The sequence below is a fragment of the Methylicorpusculum sp. genome, from assembly GCF_030651835.1.
GTDB lineage: Bacteria > Pseudomonadota > Gammaproteobacteria > Methylococcales > Methylomonadaceae > Methylicorpusculum.
Genome location: NZ_JAUSBX010000083.1, coordinates 23,607 through 40,216, shown reverse-complemented (window position 1 = coordinate 40,216; position 16,610 = coordinate 23,607). Strand labels below are relative to the sequence as shown.

Sequence of the window (16,610 nt, the reverse complement as noted above, 5' to 3'; positions counted from 1 at the left end):
AAAAAAAGGCTTGAAGAGAACTGTATGTTTTACCTCTTCAAGCATGACACTCAATTTTCATCTTCGGTAAACCGGACAGTTTAAATCAGCGACTCGTGTTTATGCACAACAATAAACCGGCTGCAAAAATGTTTACTGAAATTGATTTCTACGACCGTTTTTCAAGAATTGAAACTGACCGCTTGCTTTAAGGCATTTACGGGGCAGTTTCACTTGTAGCGATATAAGGCCGCCGGTTTATAGCATTGTTCGATTAATTGGCATAAACCGGAAAGCGGGAGCACAAGATACTGACTTTATCGCGCACGGCTGAAATCAATGTCTCATCTTCCATATTCTCCATGACATCGCACATTAACCCGGCGATTTCTCGCATTTGCTCTTCCTTGAAACCGCGCGTAGTGGGAGCGGGGGTTCCGACGCGAATGCCGCTGGTGACAAAAGGCGATTCAGGGTCATTAGGCACGGCATTTTTATTGACTGTGATATGTGCCCTGCCCAGCGCGGCATCGGCCGCTTTACCGGTAATGCCTTTAGGAATTAACGAAACCAGCATCAGATGGTTGTCCGTTCCGCCGGAAACGACATCAAAGCCGCGATTAACAAATACTTCGGCCATGGCCTTGGCATTTTTGATGACTTGTTCCTGATAGGCGCGAAATTCAGGTTGCATGGCTTCTTTAAAAGCAACGGCTTTGGCCGCAATTACATGCATTAATGGGCCGCCTTGAATGCCGGGGAAAATGTTTGAATCAAATTTTTTCTGAAGTTCAGGGTTGCTCTTGCATAAAATCAGTCCGCCTCTGGGGCCGCGCAAGGATTTATGAGTTGTGCTGGTCACAACATCGGCAATGGGCACGGGATTCGGATATAAACCGGCGGCAACCAGTCCGGCAACGTGAGCCATGTCGACAAACAAATAAGCGCCGACCTTATCGGCAATTTCGCGAAAACGTTGCCAGTCCCAGATGCGGGAATAGGCGGAAAATCCGGCAACCAAGACTTTAGGCTTGTGTTCGATTGCAAGGCGTTCGACCTGATCATAATCGATCAAACCGGTATCAGGATGCAATCCGTACTGAATCGCATTGTAGATTTTACCGGAGAAATTGGGTTTGGCGCCGTGCGTCAGGTGACCGCCATCAGCCAGGCTTAAGCCCAAAATCGTATCGCCGGGCTGGATCAGAGCCATGAACACCGCCATATTGGCTTGAGAGCCGGAGTGCGGTTGGACATTGGCGTAATCTGCGCCGAATAATTCTTTGGCGCGATCTATGGCCAGTTGTTCGGCTTTATCAACAAATTCACAACCGCCGTAATATCGTTTGCCAGGATAGCCTTCCGCATATTTGTTGGTCAATACGGTGCCTTGTGCTTCCATGACCCGCGGGCTGCAATAATTTTCGGAAGCAATCAGTTCGATGTGATCTTCCTGGCGCTGACGCTCTTCTTCCAAAGCGTTGAAAAGTTCATCGTCGAAACCGGCAATTGTTTGTGATTTGTTGAACATAGCTATCTCCAAATGAGGCGTTATAGTTTTATCTTTGATGGGGTGTGATCAGCAATACTTGCAAATCGGCGACATTAGTACCGGTAGCGCCCGTAATAAGTAAATCCTGCGAGCCTTGTAAGGCATGGTAAGCGTCATTGTCGCTTAGCCGTGCCAGTGGATCAATACCTGCTTTGTGCTGGCGATCCAATGTGGTGTTATCAACCAGGCCGCCGGCGGCATCTGTAGGGCCATCCCGCCCATCAGTTCCACCGCTCAGAAAAACCCAGCAGCCTTGCAAGTCATGATGTTTAGCGGCTAAAGCAAAAGCCAGTGCCATCTCCTGATTACGGCCGCCCTTGCCTGTGCCCGTCAGTGTCACAGTGGTTTCACCGCCACCCAGTATAGCGATGGGGCGAGCATGATTGAGGCTCAACTGTTGTTTGGCAAACAGGACCAGCGAATCGGCTTGATCCTTTGCCTCACCCGTAAGATGGTCGCTGTACAAAATAGTTTCAAAGCCTTGTTCACGGGACGCCTGAGTGATTGCCGCAACACTGATACTGTTACTGCCTACCAAGGTATGCGAAGTATTAACAAAAATCGGAGCGCCGGTTTTGGGTGTTTCCGGGATTGAACCATGCAGACCAAGGATCAAAATATCTTGTACCGGTTGAGGTACTCGTTCCCAAATGCCTTTGGCTTTCAAAATATGGACGGCATCGGAAAAAGTACTGTCATCCGGTACGGTGGGTCCACTGGCAATTGCGCTTAAATCATCGCCCAGGACATCGGAAAGAATCATCGCATGCAGATCTGCGGGTGCAGCAAGCCTTGCTATTCCTCCGCCTTTAATCAGCGACAGATGCTTACGGACACAATTGACCTGATTGATCGTCGCACCAGAGGCCAGCAACAACTGTGTCGTGGCAATTTTGTCATCCAGGGTAATAGGGGCGATGGGCAAAGGCAGCAAAGCCGAACCGCCGCCACTGACCAAAATAAGGACTAATTCGTCTTCTTTGGCCTGCCGGATACGATCAGCAATCAATTGCGCGGCTTCAAGACCCGCTTGGCCGGGCAGAGGATGCGAGGCGGCCAGGACCTTAAAGTGATCGACCGGTCGAGCATTCTCTTCGTTGGTCACCGCAATACCCGGACCTGCCCACAGGCTGTAAGGAATGGTTTCCTGTGCCGCCTGAGCCATGGCGCAGGCCCCTTTTCCGAAAGCAATGACATGGACGGCTGGCCATGGCTTTGACCGGATTAATGCCGGATCAGTTAAATCCAGATTAATCGTTAGATTACGACCATTGACTGATAAACAACGCTTTACCGCATGATAAGGGTCGGCCGCAGCTACTCCTGCCCGGAATATCCTGGTAGCGCTGCGTCTCAGACCGGCTATGGAGTAATCAATAGGATTCAGCATCTGGAGATTCTGATATGAACGATCAAAGCGAGGATCAGGCCATTTCTTTGGCGAGACTTAAAATAGTCTCGGCATCAAGCACTTGATCGTTGCTTTCAAACAGTCTTGCAATACAGGCGCGGTGTAATGCCAGTTTCAGTGTGCCGAAACCTATCGCACCCCAGATGATTTTGCCGAAACGCTCTGTGCCTTTATCCATCATGTCTGACCCGCCTATGCCCAGCGGTGGCGTCGCATTCGCGTCAGCGATCAGTTCCAGGGTCATATTGTTTTGCCAGTGGTGTAAATCAAGCAGATTGACGCCGGCTGCACCCGTTGCGAAAACAATGTGCGCGTTTTCAATGGCTTTGCCTCGGGCTTCGTTATCCACTGCTTCCAAAGGTGTCAGGTTAACGCCAAAACGGTTTTTCATGTCTTCGCAAGCGTATTGCGCTCTGGCAAATTGACGTGAAGTGATGCTGACGTGACAGCCTTCTTGAGCCAGCATGACAGCGACGCGCTGGCCCACAGGGCCGGTGCCGGCCAAAACAACCGCATTTTTTCCTTGTAAAACACCGCTCCCTGCCAATTTGGCAACACCGGCGGCGGCCGTAGTGTTACTACCGTTACTGTCCAGCATGATAGACACACGAAAATTTTGAAAAAAATGATTTTGTACTGCCGTGAATAAACGTTGACCGGCCACCATATCGCTGCCGCCAATAAAAATGGCCGTGTTTTTTTTATCTTTGGGCGCGCGGGTAAATATCGTGCCTTCTACCAAGGCTTTGACATTATCGGGCTTTACTCCGCCATAACCGATAACATGATCCGCGCCGCCATCATATGCAACGACCGTATCAAAAACGGAAGGGTGGGTATCGGTGTCAAATTGGAACAACAGTTTTTTCATTCAATTATTCGCGATGCGGGGTTAGTGTAAAAATGTAAAAGCAGAATACAGCCAGACTCGATGTCATAGAATGGGTACCCCGCACGACAAGCTAATTTTTTAACATCCTTGCAGGGCTCTTTTGGGGCTTGATTCAGCTGAAAATTATACCGTATTAATCTACGCCCTGTCTCATTGCTGCAAGGCATAAAAAGCGGAGTGAGTATTAAACAAATGGTTTTTTTCGTTTAGCCGAAAGCCGGAATTTATGTATATAAATGCTAAGAAAATCGGTCTTCAAATTAAGCTATTGGTATTCTTACCAATGTCATTAAATTGAGGCCATCGCAATCAATCGATCGGCTGTATCGCAGGAGCGGACCATGCCCGCGATTGAACCACATTCGACCTTTAAAATACGCTTAACTTAACGGCATTGGTAACCAACCTGCTGGTAAGTGAATATAACCTGATTAACTTGTTAAGACCTTTTGATACTGATGACGAGCGAGCATTAATACCCTCGGCGCTTTTTGACAAGCTTGCAGGACTCAGCCGATATGGCTATCATTCCTTGCTATGTCTTTTGTTTATTCATGGATACATGATGCCCCTATGGCAAAATCGTTGGGGGCTCGCATGAAAACAAAGCCAATGGCCAAACCGAAAATTTAACCAAGGGGAACCTATGAAAGCGCCAGTCAATATTGCTGTTACCGGAGCGGCAGGACAGATCAGTTATTCTCTGTTATTCCGGTTGGCGGCAGGAGATTTATTAGGGCAGGATCAGCCAATCTCTCTTCATCTCCTGGAAATTCCGGTAGCGATTCCTTTTTTGAAGGGTGTGGTCATGGAGTTAAATGATTGCGCATTTCCACTTCTGCACAAAGTGGAGGTATCGGATAATCCTGAAGTTGCTTTTAAGCAGGCCGATTATGTTTTTCTGGTTGGTGCGACGCCCCGTGGACCGGGAATGGAGCGTAGTGATCTATTGACAGCTAATGCAGAAATATTTTCAACGCAAGGAAAAGCGTTAAACAAAGTGGCAAGCCGGGATGTAAAAGTCTTGGTAACCGGAAATCCAGCCAATACCAATGCGTTGATTGCATTGAAAAATGCACCGGATTTAAGTCCTGATAATTTTTCAGCCATGACCATGCTGGACCATAACCGCGCCAAAAATCAGCTGGCTGAAAAATGCGGGGTTTTATGTTCGGATGTTAAAAATGTCATCGTTTGGGGTAATCATTCTGCGGGCCAGTATCCTGACATTCATCATGCCCGGGTAAAAGGACAGGAAGCATTGTCTTTGGTGGATGAATCCTGGTTTGTGAATGAGTTTATTCCTGTTGTTCAGCAACGCGGTGCGGCGGTAATTCAGGCGAGAGGTAAGTCCAGTGCCGCGTCGGCAGCCAGTGCGGCATTGGATCTCATGCGTAACTGGATATTCGGTACCGATGAAAATGACTGGATCAGCATGGCCATTGCTTCCGATGGCAGTTACGGCATCGAGGAAGGTTTGGTTTTTTCTTTCCCAGTGACTATTGAGGACGGTAAGGCCACCATCGTCAAAGGCTTGCCGATAAACGACTTTAGTTTGCAACGTTTGAGAAGTAATGAAGCGGAACTAAGAGAAGAGCGCAACGCGGTCCGGCACTTGTTTGGCAGCGAAGGGTAGTCAGTTTTAAATATCAGTAGCACTGATTAAATTCAGTGCTACTGATTTCAACTAAGACAATTCTACAAACGCCTTCAATAATTTCACGGTTTTCGCCATACCGTGGTGCAAATGCTGCTCAATTTCCGCCATAGAGATTTCCCCTTCTGATTTTCCCGCCGCCCAATTGGCAACCACAGAAATTGCGGCATAACTCATTCCCAACTCTTTTGCCAACGCGGCTTCAGGCATACCCGTCATGCCGACTAAATCACAGCCGTCTTGTTCCATGCGCCGGATTTCGGCAGGTGTTTCCAGTCTAGGTCCCTGAGTGCAACCGTAAGTGCCCGTTGCGGTAATGGCAATATTGGCGTGATCAGCTGCTTTAATCAGTCGAGTTCGAAGTTCCCGGCAGTAAGGGTGGGTAAAATCGATATGAGTGACTTCGGTTAGATCGTCCTCGAAAAAAGTGTGCTTGCGGTCGTAGGTGTAGTCAATGATCTGATCGGGAATCGCGATATGTGCGGGTTCCATAGGCGGTGTAATGCCGCCAACTGCAGCAACCGCCAGAATTTGCACGACTCCCAGTTGGTGCAGCGCCCATAAGTTGGCTCGGTAATTGATCCGGTGGGGTGGGAGGGTATGCGGATTGCCGTGGCGAGCGAGGAAGATAATTTTTTTTCCGTAAAGCTCACCGGTTATGAATTCAGCAGAAGGGTTTCCATAAGGAGTGGTCAGCTGTTCTCGATGAACTATGTTGAGTTCACTCAGCTGTGTGAGGCCTGTGCCGCCAATGATTGCAAGTTGTGTCATGTTTTGTATCCCGGAAGGTGAGGCATGGGCATTTATCGGCAGGCATAAATGCCGGGAGCATTACGCAGATAACCTTTGTAATCCATGCCGTTGCCGAATAAATAACGGTTTTCTACTTCAAGTCCCACAAAATCGGCTTGTATGGGTTTTGTCTGGCCAAGCATTTTATCAACCAGAACTGCGCTATAAACTGACGTTGCGCCCTCTTCCTTGCAATATTGGCCGATAGCCGCCAGCGTCAGTCCTTCGTCCAAAATGTCGTCAACTATCAGTACCGTTCTGCCTTGCAAAGGTGTCTTGGGTTTTAAAAGCCACTCGATGGTATTACCCACCGTCTTGTTCTGATAACGGCTGGCGTTAATGGCATCTAAAGTCAATGGCATCGTTAGGCGCGTCAACAGTTTGCCGCCAATGACCATGCCGCCATTCATGACACATAAAAAGACCGGATTCCGGTCAGCCAGCAGCAGGTTGATTTTTTCCGCCATAGTGTCGATAGCGGCATCCACCTCATGCTGATCATGCAATAACTCGGCAGTCGCCTTTACGTGTTCGATTTCTTCAAGCAGGTTCATGGGTCATTTGATTGATTTGTTGCGAAATAGTTTGCCATTGAGTGTCGGCTTTTAAGGTTTCAGCATTCATTTGCGGTTTGCCGAGCATGGCTTTCAAACGGTGTTCACGAAGCGGGTCTGTTTTAATCGGCAGCGCATCCAGCACTTCCTCTGCTGCTTTGGGATTATTGCAGACCAATATCATATCGCAACCGGCTTCTTGAGCCAGAAACGCGCGATCTGAAAATCCACCTGCAAAAGCAGCGCCTTCCATGCTCAGGTCGTCGCTGAAAACAGTGCCGTTAAACTGTAATTCCTGTCGTAATATTTGCTGAATCCATTTAACTGAGAAACCGGCTGGTTTATCGTCCACAGCCGGATAAACCACATGGGCGGGCATAATGCCCTCTAGTCCATTCGCAATGAGCTTTTTGAAGGGCTGAATATCTTTTTCCCAAATTTCGGAAAAATCGCGTTCGTCTATCGGCAAGGCAAGGTGTGAGTCGGCTGCGACCGCTCCATGCCCAGGAAAATGTTTGCCGACAGCCGCCATGCCGGCCCTGTTCATGCCGGATCGGAATGCGCCGGCCAGTTGTGTGGCGAGTGTTGAGTCTTCGGAAAAAGAACGATCGCCGATGACTTCGCTGATACCGCAGTCAATATCAAGTACCGGTGCAAAACTCAAGTCGACACCAACCGCCAGCAATTCGGCTGCCATCAGCCATCCAGCCTGTTCAGCCAGATCCGGATGATCTTGATAGCGGCAAGCTGGCGGTAACCGGGTAAATCCCTCTTTGAACCGCTGTACCCTGCCTCCCTCCTGGTCCACCGCAATCAGCAGAGGACCTTTACGCGCGGAACGGATATGGTTAATCAGATCCGCAATTTGTTTTGGGTGTTCGTAATTTCTTGAAAAAAGAATCAGGGCGCCCGTATTCGGGTGGCTCAGTTTTTCTCTATCGTAAGCCGTTAAAGTGATGCCTTCGACATCAATCATGATTGGGCCGATGGGAATGGGATTTTTCATGTGCTTTGTGATGAAATCGTCAGTTGGATAGAGTTAGCCTATACTTAGGCCATTGAATTAATATGTTTAGGAGTTCGTTGTGCACATTTTTTTGTTACTGTTTTGTTTTTTAATCGTGCCCGGTTTTGCAGTTGCCGGAGATGAAGAAAAAGTAGGGCCTGTTCTGGAATATTTGGAAATGACGCCCAAGTTTACCGTGAATTTGGCCGGACAAAAAAAATATTTGATGATCAATGTTCAGCTACTGGTCGAAGGCAAAGAAAACGTTGAGAAAATAAAAAAACATATGCCTGCTCTGAGGCATGAGCTGATTATGTTGTTTAGCGGCAGAAATGAAACAGATCTTGCCAGCATGGAACAGCGCGAAGCGTTAAGAAAGGAAACGCTTGAAGCGATCAGGGCAGCGTTGGATAAATACGAAAACAGTGACGGTTTTCGGGATTTGTTTTTCACCGAATTTTTACTCAACTAGATTGGGACGCTTTCGATACTCATCGTCAATCAGGCTGACGAAATCTATAGTGGCGGGTGACTGCCACTACAAAACCTGAATAAGCCACACATTGAAATGCCTTTAAATAGACAAGTCCAGTCCTTGCCGTACCCGCGTTATTAATTCCACTTTTCTCTCCGGATGATAAGGCACTGCATCATATTTTCCCCATACCGGAGAGGGCCAAGCCTGATCGGTCCGGTATCTGACGATATGGTGGATATGCAGTTGCGGTACTACATTTCCAATTGCTGCGATATTCATTTTGTCCGCTTTAAAAAGATCGGCCAGATATTGTGCAACTCGGCATGATTCATTTTGCAATAGCATTCTTTGCGCATGATTGAGTTGATAGATTTCCTGTATACCGGCACTTTCGGGTACCAGAATAAACCAGGGATATTGACTGTCATTCATCAATAAAAGCTGGCATAGGTCAAGACGACCAATAAAAAAACAGTCGCGATTCAGTTGCGGGTGTAATTCAAAATTCATTTTTAAACTTGTAAGAGTCCGGGAAATCAGTGTAAGTTTAAGCCTCATTCTAATCAATCGCGTCAAAATTCTGTAAGGAATTCATCATCGATTGCTTTTCTTCAATCATTAGAATCAGGTTAAACATCATGTCGGCTCAAGGTCTTTACGAAAACGCGATTGCCGTTGAAGAAAACTTGGCGGTGTCATTCCGTCTTCTGTTAGGTTTATACCTGATCATTCCTTTATGCCTTTTTCTGCAATTTTCGGACGCATTGTTTTGGGGTCATTATTTGCGGGATAGTCTGCCTAGCAGTCCCACGCATTTTATTTTGTTTTCTCTATTTTTTGGGACCCCGCATATTATTGCCAGTGCGCTGTTGCTAACCACTAACCGTGAATATTTTGGATTTTATAAACACAAAGTCCTTTGGATGACAGCCTGTGTTGCGGTATTTTTCGGCTTGGGCAGTTTGTATTTACCTTATAAAGCCCTTTATGTCATGGTAGCGGCCTGGACGGTTTTTCATGTGTTAAAACAGCAGCATGGAGTAGCAAGAGGCATTTGCAAGCTGCCCTCTTGGGCTTTTCATGCTTTATTGGGGTTGAGTGTTGCTGCCGGTGTTTTAATTTATATAGGCATTTTTTTGAAAAACAGCCTTACCGGGCAACAGTCTGAATGGCTGCAATACACATCCGGCGCACTCTGCGCCGGGTTGATATTAGTAACGGCCATTTGCCAGCGCTATGTTCAGACCCGCTTCGGCTGGCTTTTTTTATGGGCCAATACTTTGCTGGTTGTCAGCAGTTTCTATCTCTTCGTTCATCAATATTTTCTGTTAGCCATTTTAGTGCCGCGTCTGGTCCATGACATGACGGCCTATCTGTTTTATGTGACGCACGATTACAATCGCCATAACCTTGAGCCTAAGAATTCAATTTACCGCTGGGCTAAGCGCTGGAATATCCCTGTATTTGTGGTGTTGCCGTTATTGTCGGTACTGATTACTTTTTTCCTGCAGCAATACGGTGATTGGGTTGTCAGTGTGCTGAGTGAATACCTGTTTGGTTTTGAAATTCGTAAAGCCGTTACGCTGGGTTTGATCGGTTATCTGGGGCTCTTGCATTACTACACGGAAGCATTCACATGGAAAAACGATTCGCCTTATCGTCAATATATTCGCTTTACCCGCTAGATTAGCAACCCACTTTGAACAGGAAGCGCCTTGATCAGCGCTTCGTTGATTCCTCCTTCACCCTCTTTTTTTCCTTCAAATTGGGACGGTAACTACTCGCCCGCTAGTGGAATAGAGAGGGTTGAAAAGGCTCCTTAAATCAAGTATCTACACCCAATAAAAGAAGTCAATACCTGTTTTCTGGCATGTTTGCACTGATTGACTATGATTACCCGCTTGAGACGCTGATTCTCATGGATAATAAATCAGCCTAATTCCGGAAGGGCATCAGAAATATCTGATTAAATTCCCAGATCGGTTTAGTGCTTTATCTATGAAACTTTAGCCATACAAGTGTCATTACTTCAGAGAGGGGAAATCCATGGGTAGCCAGTCAGTTTGGGGACATATCGACTTTGATGCTTTTCGGCAATTGGCCGATCCGAAAGTGGATGAATTAGTGGCTGCCCTGCTGACTAAAAAAGGCAGCGAGTCCATCGGGCGCCTGGGTTATAACTCGATGCTGCTGATGGCCGATAAACTGATTCAAGACCCTGAGTTGGCCTTGGTCAATAATTCACGGCTCGCGAAATGGCTAAAAAACATGCCGGAGGAAATTGTTGATTATTTTGATCCAATGGAAGCGCCGGATTGGGTCGATACCGTAAAGCTGGAGCAAGGTTCTAAATTATGGCAACAGAACTCGTTGATAATACTGCTTATTTTGTATGCAGGCAGTTTGCCAGCCTGTTATTTGATGAAAAACGGCATTCCGGCATTGTACAAAACCGAAAAACTGCGTGATCACCAATACATTTTTCAACGTATTTATGAAACCGGCTTGATGCTGGCGGCCTGCATGGATAACGGTGGAATCAAAGTTGCTGAAGATGCGGCTGTTCAGGACGATGCTTTACTTTTGCAAGCGCTTAATATGCTGGATGCCGAGGGACAATGGCAGCAACAAGGCCATCGCCTGATTCGCACGGCAGGTGAAACCGGTACTCCGGCCAACTCCGAAAAAATAGCCGAGCAGATTGAGTTGTTGCGTGGTAAGCCGAAACGCTATCTCTGGGGGAAAGGCTATATCACCGCTAAAAAAGTGCGCTTTCTGCATGCCTCAATGCGATTTATGCTCACCCAACCGGACAGTTTCAAACCCTGGGGCAGCAAAGAGCAGCCGCAGACCTTCGCAGAACAGTTAAGTCAGGTGCAAACGCCTTGGGATTCAGAAAAGCTGGGTGTTCCCGTTAATCAGGAGGACCTGGCTTATACCTTGTTGACCTTTGGTCTGGTCATTCCCCGAGGCTTGGAAAAATGGGGCTTACCGCTTAATCTGGAACAAAAAGAAGCTTTTTTGCATTTATGGAAAGTGACGGGTTATATCATGGGTATCCGACCGGAATTATTGACGGATAATTGGCAGGATGCAGAAGCACTTTTTGATGTGATTCACAGTAGACAAGCCGCTGCATCGGAAGAAGGCGCCATATTGACTTCGGCCCTGATCGGCTTTTTAGGCGATTACTTGCCGGATGTTCCGGGTTTTGCGCATCGCTTGTCGGCAGCCATGATCATCAGTCAGATAGGTATGATGAATGCTTCATTCTTGCTGGACAATACCTTAATCAAGGAAACCCGGGCTTTTTGGCGTAAACCTTTTTATACATTGGCTGGGAGCATTTTTAGTTGTAGTCTGTGGTTGCGCGCCAGATTTTATAAACGCTTCAAACACTTAGGCTGGATAACCGCACATCGTTTAAATGAAGTAAGTGAATTGTTGATTGATAGTTGGCGTGATGCCTACTCGCGCAGACCGTTTTTTGTGCCGGTCGATGCGTCTACCTGGGTCCGTCAGCCGGGAGTCGATCAAGCTTATCAGGATCGTTTGACCCGGTGGCGCAGACAAATATTCTTCGTAGTGGGTTGTTCATTCGGTTTGTTAACGCTGGCTTTATTCGGGTTGGCTGCTGCCATTCCCGCCGCATTGATGGGTGGATGGAGCGCTGCAAAAATCGCATTAATTGGCGCTGTTTCGTCCTGGCTAATTGCGTTAGGTATCATGAATTTTCGGTTACCGGCTATTTTTAATCTCCGGCCCGCACTTGGTGAACCCAGCGATTAAGCATTTCGTGTTGCTTGACTTGTTTTATGCGCGTTCCTGAGTTTTCAACGTCATTACGGAGTCGATTTTTCTGATGAACACCTCGATATGGTCAAAATTACCCAAAACGGTTGCCAAACTGGCAGCCTTGGAGCAGGCTCCGGTGGCCAGTTTATGGGTGGATGAGGCCGGCATCGTCGGTTATTTTAATCAGCGTTTTGCTGAAACGATGGGTTATGGACCCAATGCCTTGCAAGGCACTTCGCTGGATCAGTTAGTGCCCGGCGTCGACCTGAATCAATGGCAACAGGAATGGTGGAAAATTATTGAGGCCGAACGATATCTACCGGTTTTTCCTTTGACCTGGCGTCATGCGAAAGGCATCGCACTGGAATATACGGCATCGGTTTCTCTGGTTGAAGTGTCGGGGCTCCATTTTGCAGTGTTTTATTTATGGCCCAAACACTGCCCGTTAAAAGCAACGGAATCATTGCAAAAGCATGATCAGACGTTCTTTTTACGCAACCTTGGTGAAAGCGTCTGTCTGTTGGATACGCTGGGCATCATTCGTTTTACCAACACGGCTTTTTGTAAGCTGGCAGGCGGTTTAGAATCTGATTTGACTGGCTTACCCTTGCTGGAAATTATTTCTCCGACCAAGTCACATTTAACCCGGGTTTGGGATGTTTTGCAGCAGCAACGCTCTAATTCCGAGTATGAATTTCGAAATCTGGCTGGAAAAACATTGCATGTCAGAATGACTGTCGTGCAGCTATCGGACAATGAATCGGACTTTGCGCGCTATTTGGTCAGTTTTGTCGATATCACCGAGCAGATTAAAATCGCCAGGGAGTTGGAGCAGCAGAATGGCAGTTTTGAGCGATTGGCGTCCAATGTTCCGGGTTTCATTTACAAATTTCGGATGACACCGGACGGATCATTTTCTTTTCCCTATGCCAGCAGGGGCTGTAAAGAAGTCTTTGGCGTTGAGCCGGCCAGTGTCAAAAACGACGCAACCCCTATCGTAAACACGATTCACCCTGACGATTTTCCGATGTTTCAAGAGAGCATTCTGGACTCGGCTATGCACCTGAATCCCTGGAATTTCGAAGCCCGGCAGAAAATTAGCAATGGTGAATGGAAATGGTTTCATGCCGCTTCCAGGCCGCAATTGCAGGACAACGGCGATATCATTTGGGAAGGCCTAGTGATGGATGTCACCTCGCGTAAGAAAGTGGAAGAGGAACTCGCCAAAGCCAAATTAGCCGCAGAAGCTTCCGCCTCGGCCAAGGCGGAATTTTTAGCCAACATGAGCCATGAAATAAGAACGCCGCTGAATGCCATAATCGGATTGAATCGCTTGGTTCTAAAATCGGAGTTGACTAAAGTCCAGCGCGATTATTTGAATAAAGTTCAACTTTCTTCGGAAAATCTGTTGGGCATCATCAATAACATTCTCGATTTTTCCAAGATTGAATCCGGAAAATTGGTGATCGAGCATATCGAATTCAACCTTGATAAAGTATTGGAAAATATCGGTACCATGCTTGAGCCGATTGCGGCGGAAAAGCGTCTGGAGTTATTGGTTGACCGGGGTATCGGCGTGCCTTTGCACATGATCGGTGATCCGTTGCGTATTGTTCAGGTGTTGACCAATCTGTGCAGCAACGCGATCAAATTTACCGCGCAAGGCGAAGTCATTATTGCTGTTGAATCGGTTTTAAACAAAGGAGAGGAGGCGCTGAGATTCAGCGTTAAAGATACCGGCATCGGCTTGTCGGAACAGCAGATAAGCCGGATTTTTGAGTCATTTACTCAAGCCGATAGCTCTACAACCCGCAACTACGGGGGGACCGGGCTGGGCTTGTCGATCAGTAAGCATTTGATCGAGCATATGGGCGGCGAAATCGGCGTTAACAGTATTGACGGTGTCGGCAGCGAATTTTATTTTACCTTACCGCTGAATGTGCTTCCTGATGCCCAACCTGGAAGTGTCATGCCTACCGAATTGGAGGGCTGGCATGTTTTATTGATTATGGAAAACGAAACTGGCTGCGCCATCTTTGAAAAAATGCTGCATGATTTGCGTTTTAAAGTGACTGTCTGCTCTTTACGTACCATGACGCTGGAACAAATCCTGGATAATCAGCAGAAATCCCAACACGTTCCCCATGAATTGGTGCTGTTGGATTGGAACATGCCGGTGAATCAAAAACAGGTCATCATTGATGCGCTGGAATCGGATGGATTTGGCGCCCAAACGCCGATCATCATCAATATTTCTTCAATTGAATCCGAAAGTATCAAAAAACTATCGGATCGTTTCAGCAATATTTCTTTTCTCAACAAACCCAGCACGCCTTCGTGTTTGATGGATGCCATTCTGAATGCCAGCGGCAAAGAAGCATTGATAAAAACCATTCAAGCCAAACATGATTCCAAGAACTTGGCCTTCTATGAAGCATCAGTCCGGGGTACTCGCGTTTTAGTCGTGGAGGATAATGAAATCAATCAGGAAGTGGTGCGAAAAACATTAGAGGCGGCAGGGGTCAGCATCGACATTGCCAGTAACGGACGAGAAGCGGTTGATTGTTTAACAAGCGCAGCGGATGGCTATTACGATGCTGTGCTGATGGATCTGCAGATGCCGGAAATGGATGGCTACGAGGCGACATTAATCTTGCGTAGCAATCCACGTTTCGATGATTTACCGATTATTGCGATGACAGCGCACACCATAGAATCGGACAAGCAGAAATGCTTGGCAGCAGGGATGCAAGATCATGTCGGCAAGCCGATTGAACCGGAACTGCTTTTTTCAAAATTGGCGAAATGGACTGCCAGCCGTCATCAATATCCTTCAGATACGCCGTCTATCAGCCTGTCCGATGTCATAACGGCCAGTCCAAATCCTTTACATAATCTTGTGTCGGTCAATGTTTTTTCGGCATTGCATCTCTTGCAAGGCGACGAAAAGCTCCTGCTGCGCTTGTTGCTGAAATTTGCCGATGAACAAAAAGAGACGCCGGAGCAATTAAAAATATTGTTGCACGATAACGCATGGGATAAGGCTGCTGAAAAAGTGCACCAAATCAAAGGGGTTGCGGGCAATTTGCAAATTACCGCTGTTTTTGATGCGGCCAAAAAGCTGGAAACCGCGTTCCGCAATCATGAAAATAAGGAGATAAGCCATTTATTGGCCAATTTTACAGCGGCAATCCATGGATTTGTTAACGAAATAGCGCATTGGCGTTTTAATGAGCCGACGTTACCCCCTCATCTTGCTGACACCGATGAAATCCTGTTAACCGGAACGGATCTTAATGAAATAGTGATTTTATTCGATAAATTAATCGGTTTTCTGGAGACCAACAATTGGCATGCGGAGGATTGTCTGGAACATATCAACGCGCGCTTGGGCGAAGTCTATGGGCATGAAATGAAGCGGATTAAAAACCATCTGGAGGATCTGGAGTTTCAAGCTGCGGCGGATTGCGTACGCAAACTCAGAGAGCGCTTGCATGCTCCGATTTGAACGAAATAAACGGGAGCTTTATATGCCGGTTAAAGAATATCAACAGACCATTTTGATTATCGATGATGCCAAGGAAAACATCGTTGTGCTATCGCGCTTACTCAAATCGCACGGCAATATCATCTTCGCGCAAAACGGTGAAGAGGGCTTGCTTTCAGCGATGCAGAGCATACCGGATCTTATTTTGCTCGATATTTCAATGCCCGGCTTGGACGGTTTCGAGGTCTTGATGCACTTGAAGCAATCGCCTTCGACCGCCGATTTACCGGTTATTTTTATTACCGGAATTCCTGACAGTGATACCGAGGAAAAAGGCTTGACATTGGGTGCCGTTGATTACATTACCAAGCCGTTTTCCTCGGCGGTTGTCAAAGCGCGCGTCAGGCATCAATTGAAGCTTCAGCGCTTGACCCGGGCCTTAAAGGAAGCCAATACGCGGTTGACATTGCTTGCCATGACAGACCCTTTAACCGGCGCCCATAATCGCCGATATTTTATCGACATGCTAAAAAACGAGATGTCTCGTGCCAGACGATACCATCATCCGATGAGTCTGATGGTGCTCGATATTGATCGTTTCAAAGCTATCAACGACAATTTCGGTCACGATGTCGGTGATCAGGTGATCATTGAAGTCGTTAAAACCAGTTCGGAAGTCTTGAGGAAAAACGATGTCTTCAGCCGTTTTGGGGGGGAAGAGTTTACTATCCTGATGCCTGAAACAACACTGGAAGAAGCCGCGCAAATTGCCGGTAGATTATGTGAAAAAGTGTCTGGAACCCAAATCACTACAAACGATCATCAAATCAATTTTACAATCAGCGGCGGTGTCGCTCAGCTTGAAGACGGTGACCTGACGCCGGAAGCCATTCTCAAACGTGCCGATATTGCGCTGTATCAAGCAAAGCAGCAGGGCCGTAACCGGATTGTTGTGGCTGGAATGAACAATAACGGATAGAAAATTCGAGTTTGCTGACTGTTCTCAA

The 16,610-nt window shown here is 47.1% G+C and carries 13 protein-coding genes; 6 read left to right on the top strand and 7 right to left on the bottom strand.

What is annotated here, in order from left to right:
• Positions 1 to 253: 253 nt before the first annotated feature.
• The 3 genes from glyA to Q7V32_RS10130 are packed head-to-tail and all read right to left on the bottom strand — an operon-like array spanning position 254 to position 3,813.
• Positions 254 to 1,510, bottom strand: a complete 1,257-nt coding sequence (gene glyA / locus Q7V32_RS10140) for a serine hydroxymethyltransferase (protein ID WP_304896861.1) — start codon at positions 1,508 to 1,510, stop codon at positions 254 to 256.
• Positions 1,511 to 1,538: 28 nt separating this feature from the next.
• A complete protein-coding gene (locus tag Q7V32_RS10135; RefSeq protein WP_304896860.1) occupies positions 1,539 to 2,921 on the bottom strand; it encodes a glycerate kinase in 1,383 nt (460 codons plus the stop codon).
• Positions 2,922 to 2,955: 34 nt separating this feature from the next.
• Entirely contained in the window at positions 2,956 to 3,813 is an 858-nt protein-coding gene (locus Q7V32_RS10130; RefSeq protein WP_304896859.1) for an NADP-dependent methylenetetrahydromethanopterin/methylenetetrahydrofolate dehydrogenase, read from the bottom strand.
• A 667-nt stretch (positions 3,814 to 4,480) separates the two neighbouring features.
• Between Q7V32_RS10130 and Q7V32_RS10125 the strand changes: the two genes are divergently transcribed.
• Complete coding sequence (locus tag Q7V32_RS10125; RefSeq protein ID WP_304896858.1) at positions 4,481 to 5,470, top strand: malate dehydrogenase; 990 nt, start codon at positions 4,481 to 4,483, stop codon at positions 5,468 to 5,470.
• 51 nt (positions 5,471 to 5,521) lie between these two features.
• Here the strand turns inward: Q7V32_RS10125 and Q7V32_RS10120 are convergent, their stop codons facing one another.
• From Q7V32_RS10120 to nagZ, 3 genes are read right to left on the bottom strand one after another with little or no spacing between them, the layout of a single operon-like run.
• Positions 5,522 to 6,262 (bottom strand): S-methyl-5'-thioinosine phosphorylase, encoded by a 741-nt coding sequence (locus tag Q7V32_RS10120; protein WP_304896857.1) that lies wholly within the window; start codon positions 6,260 to 6,262, stop codon positions 5,522 to 5,524.
• 32 nt (positions 6,263 to 6,294) lie between these two features.
• Positions 6,295 to 6,837, bottom strand: a complete 543-nt coding sequence (locus Q7V32_RS10115) for a hypoxanthine-guanine phosphoribosyltransferase (protein WP_304896856.1) — start codon at positions 6,835 to 6,837, stop codon at positions 6,295 to 6,297.
• Entirely contained in the window at positions 6,824 to 7,843 is a 1,020-nt protein-coding gene (gene nagZ / locus Q7V32_RS10110) for a beta-N-acetylhexosaminidase (RefSeq protein WP_304896855.1), read from the bottom strand. Before nagZ ends, Q7V32_RS10115 begins: the two co-directional genes overlap by 14 nt.
• Before the next feature lie 79 nt (positions 7,844 to 7,922).
• Between nagZ and fliL the strand changes: the two genes are divergently transcribed.
• Complete coding sequence (gene fliL / locus Q7V32_RS10105) at positions 7,923 to 8,315, top strand: flagellar basal body-associated protein FliL (protein WP_304896854.1); 393 nt, start codon at positions 7,923 to 7,925, stop codon at positions 8,313 to 8,315.
• 102 nt (positions 8,316 to 8,417) lie between these two features.
• Here fliL and Q7V32_RS10100 read toward each other — a convergent pair whose 3' ends face one another.
• Positions 8,418 to 8,831 carry an HIT domain-containing protein gene (locus Q7V32_RS10100; RefSeq protein WP_304896853.1) on the bottom strand — a complete coding sequence of 138 codons (414 nt, stop codon included), beginning with the start codon at positions 8,829 to 8,831 and terminating at the stop codon, positions 8,418 to 8,420.
• A 128-nt stretch (positions 8,832 to 8,959) separates the two neighbouring features.
• Between Q7V32_RS10100 and Q7V32_RS10095 the strand changes: the two genes are divergently transcribed.
• From Q7V32_RS10095 to Q7V32_RS10080, 4 genes are all read left to right on the top strand, one after another.
• The gene (locus tag Q7V32_RS10095; protein ID WP_304896852.1) at positions 8,960 to 10,006 is read left to right on the top strand and encodes a hypothetical protein; all 1,047 of its coding nucleotides are present in this window, start codon (positions 8,960 to 8,962) and stop codon (positions 10,004 to 10,006) included.
• Positions 10,007 to 10,367: 361 nt separating this feature from the next.
• Positions 10,368 to 12,110 carry an oxygenase MpaB family protein gene (locus Q7V32_RS10090; RefSeq protein WP_304896851.1) on the top strand — a complete coding sequence of 581 codons (1,743 nt, stop codon included), beginning with the start codon at positions 10,368 to 10,370 and terminating at the stop codon, positions 12,108 to 12,110.
• 73 nt (positions 12,111 to 12,183) lie between these two features.
• On the top strand, positions 12,184 to 15,624 hold the full coding sequence (locus tag Q7V32_RS10085) for an ATP-binding protein (RefSeq protein ID WP_304896850.1): 3,441 nt from the start codon (positions 12,184 to 12,186) through the stop codon (positions 15,622 to 15,624).
• Positions 15,611 to 16,582 carry a diguanylate cyclase gene (locus Q7V32_RS10080; protein WP_304896849.1) on the top strand — a complete coding sequence of 324 codons (972 nt, stop codon included), beginning with the start codon at positions 15,611 to 15,613 and terminating at the stop codon, positions 16,580 to 16,582. Before Q7V32_RS10085 ends, Q7V32_RS10080 begins: the two co-directional genes overlap by 14 nt.
• The last annotated feature ends 28 nt before the right edge of the window (positions 16,583 to 16,610 follow it).

Excerpts from the sequence above, each read along its gene's own strand:
- nagZ (WP_304896855.1), bottom strand. The coding sequence starts at position 7,843 with ATGAAAAATCCCATTCCCATCGGCCCAATCATGATTGATGTCGAAGGC.
- Q7V32_RS10090 (WP_304896851.1), top strand. The coding sequence starts at position 10,368 with ATGGGTAGCCAGTCAGTTTGGGGACATATCGACTTTGATGCTTTTCGG.
- Q7V32_RS10125 (WP_304896858.1), top strand. The coding sequence starts at position 4,481 with ATGAAAGCGCCAGTCAATATTGCTGTTACCGGAGCGGCAGGACAGATC.
- Q7V32_RS10130 (WP_304896859.1), bottom strand. The coding sequence starts at position 3,813 with ATGAAAAAACTGTTGTTCCAATTTGACACCGATACCCACCCTTCCGTT.
- Q7V32_RS10115 (WP_304896856.1), bottom strand. The coding sequence starts at position 6,837 with ATGAACCTGCTTGAAGAAATCGAACACGTAAAGGCGACTGCCGAGTTA.
- glyA (WP_304896861.1), bottom strand. The coding sequence starts at position 1,510 with ATGTTCAACAAATCACAAACAATTGCCGGTTTCGACGATGAACTTTTC.
- Q7V32_RS10135 (WP_304896860.1), bottom strand. The coding sequence starts at position 2,921 with ATGCTGAATCCTATTGATTACTCCATAGCCGGTCTGAGACGCAGCGCT.
- Q7V32_RS10080 (WP_304896849.1), top strand. The coding sequence starts at position 15,611 with ATGCTCCGATTTGAACGAAATAAACGGGAGCTTTATATGCCGGTTAAA.
- Q7V32_RS10095 (WP_304896852.1), top strand. The coding sequence starts at position 8,960 with ATGTCGGCTCAAGGTCTTTACGAAAACGCGATTGCCGTTGAAGAAAAC.
- Q7V32_RS10100 (WP_304896853.1), bottom strand. The coding sequence starts at position 8,831 with ATGAATTTTGAATTACACCCGCAACTGAATCGCGACTGTTTTTTTATT.
- Q7V32_RS10120 (WP_304896857.1), bottom strand. The coding sequence starts at position 6,262 with ATGACACAACTTGCAATCATTGGCGGCACAGGCCTCACACAGCTGAGT.
- Q7V32_RS10085 (WP_304896850.1), top strand. The coding sequence starts at position 12,184 with ATGAACACCTCGATATGGTCAAAATTACCCAAAACGGTTGCCAAACTG.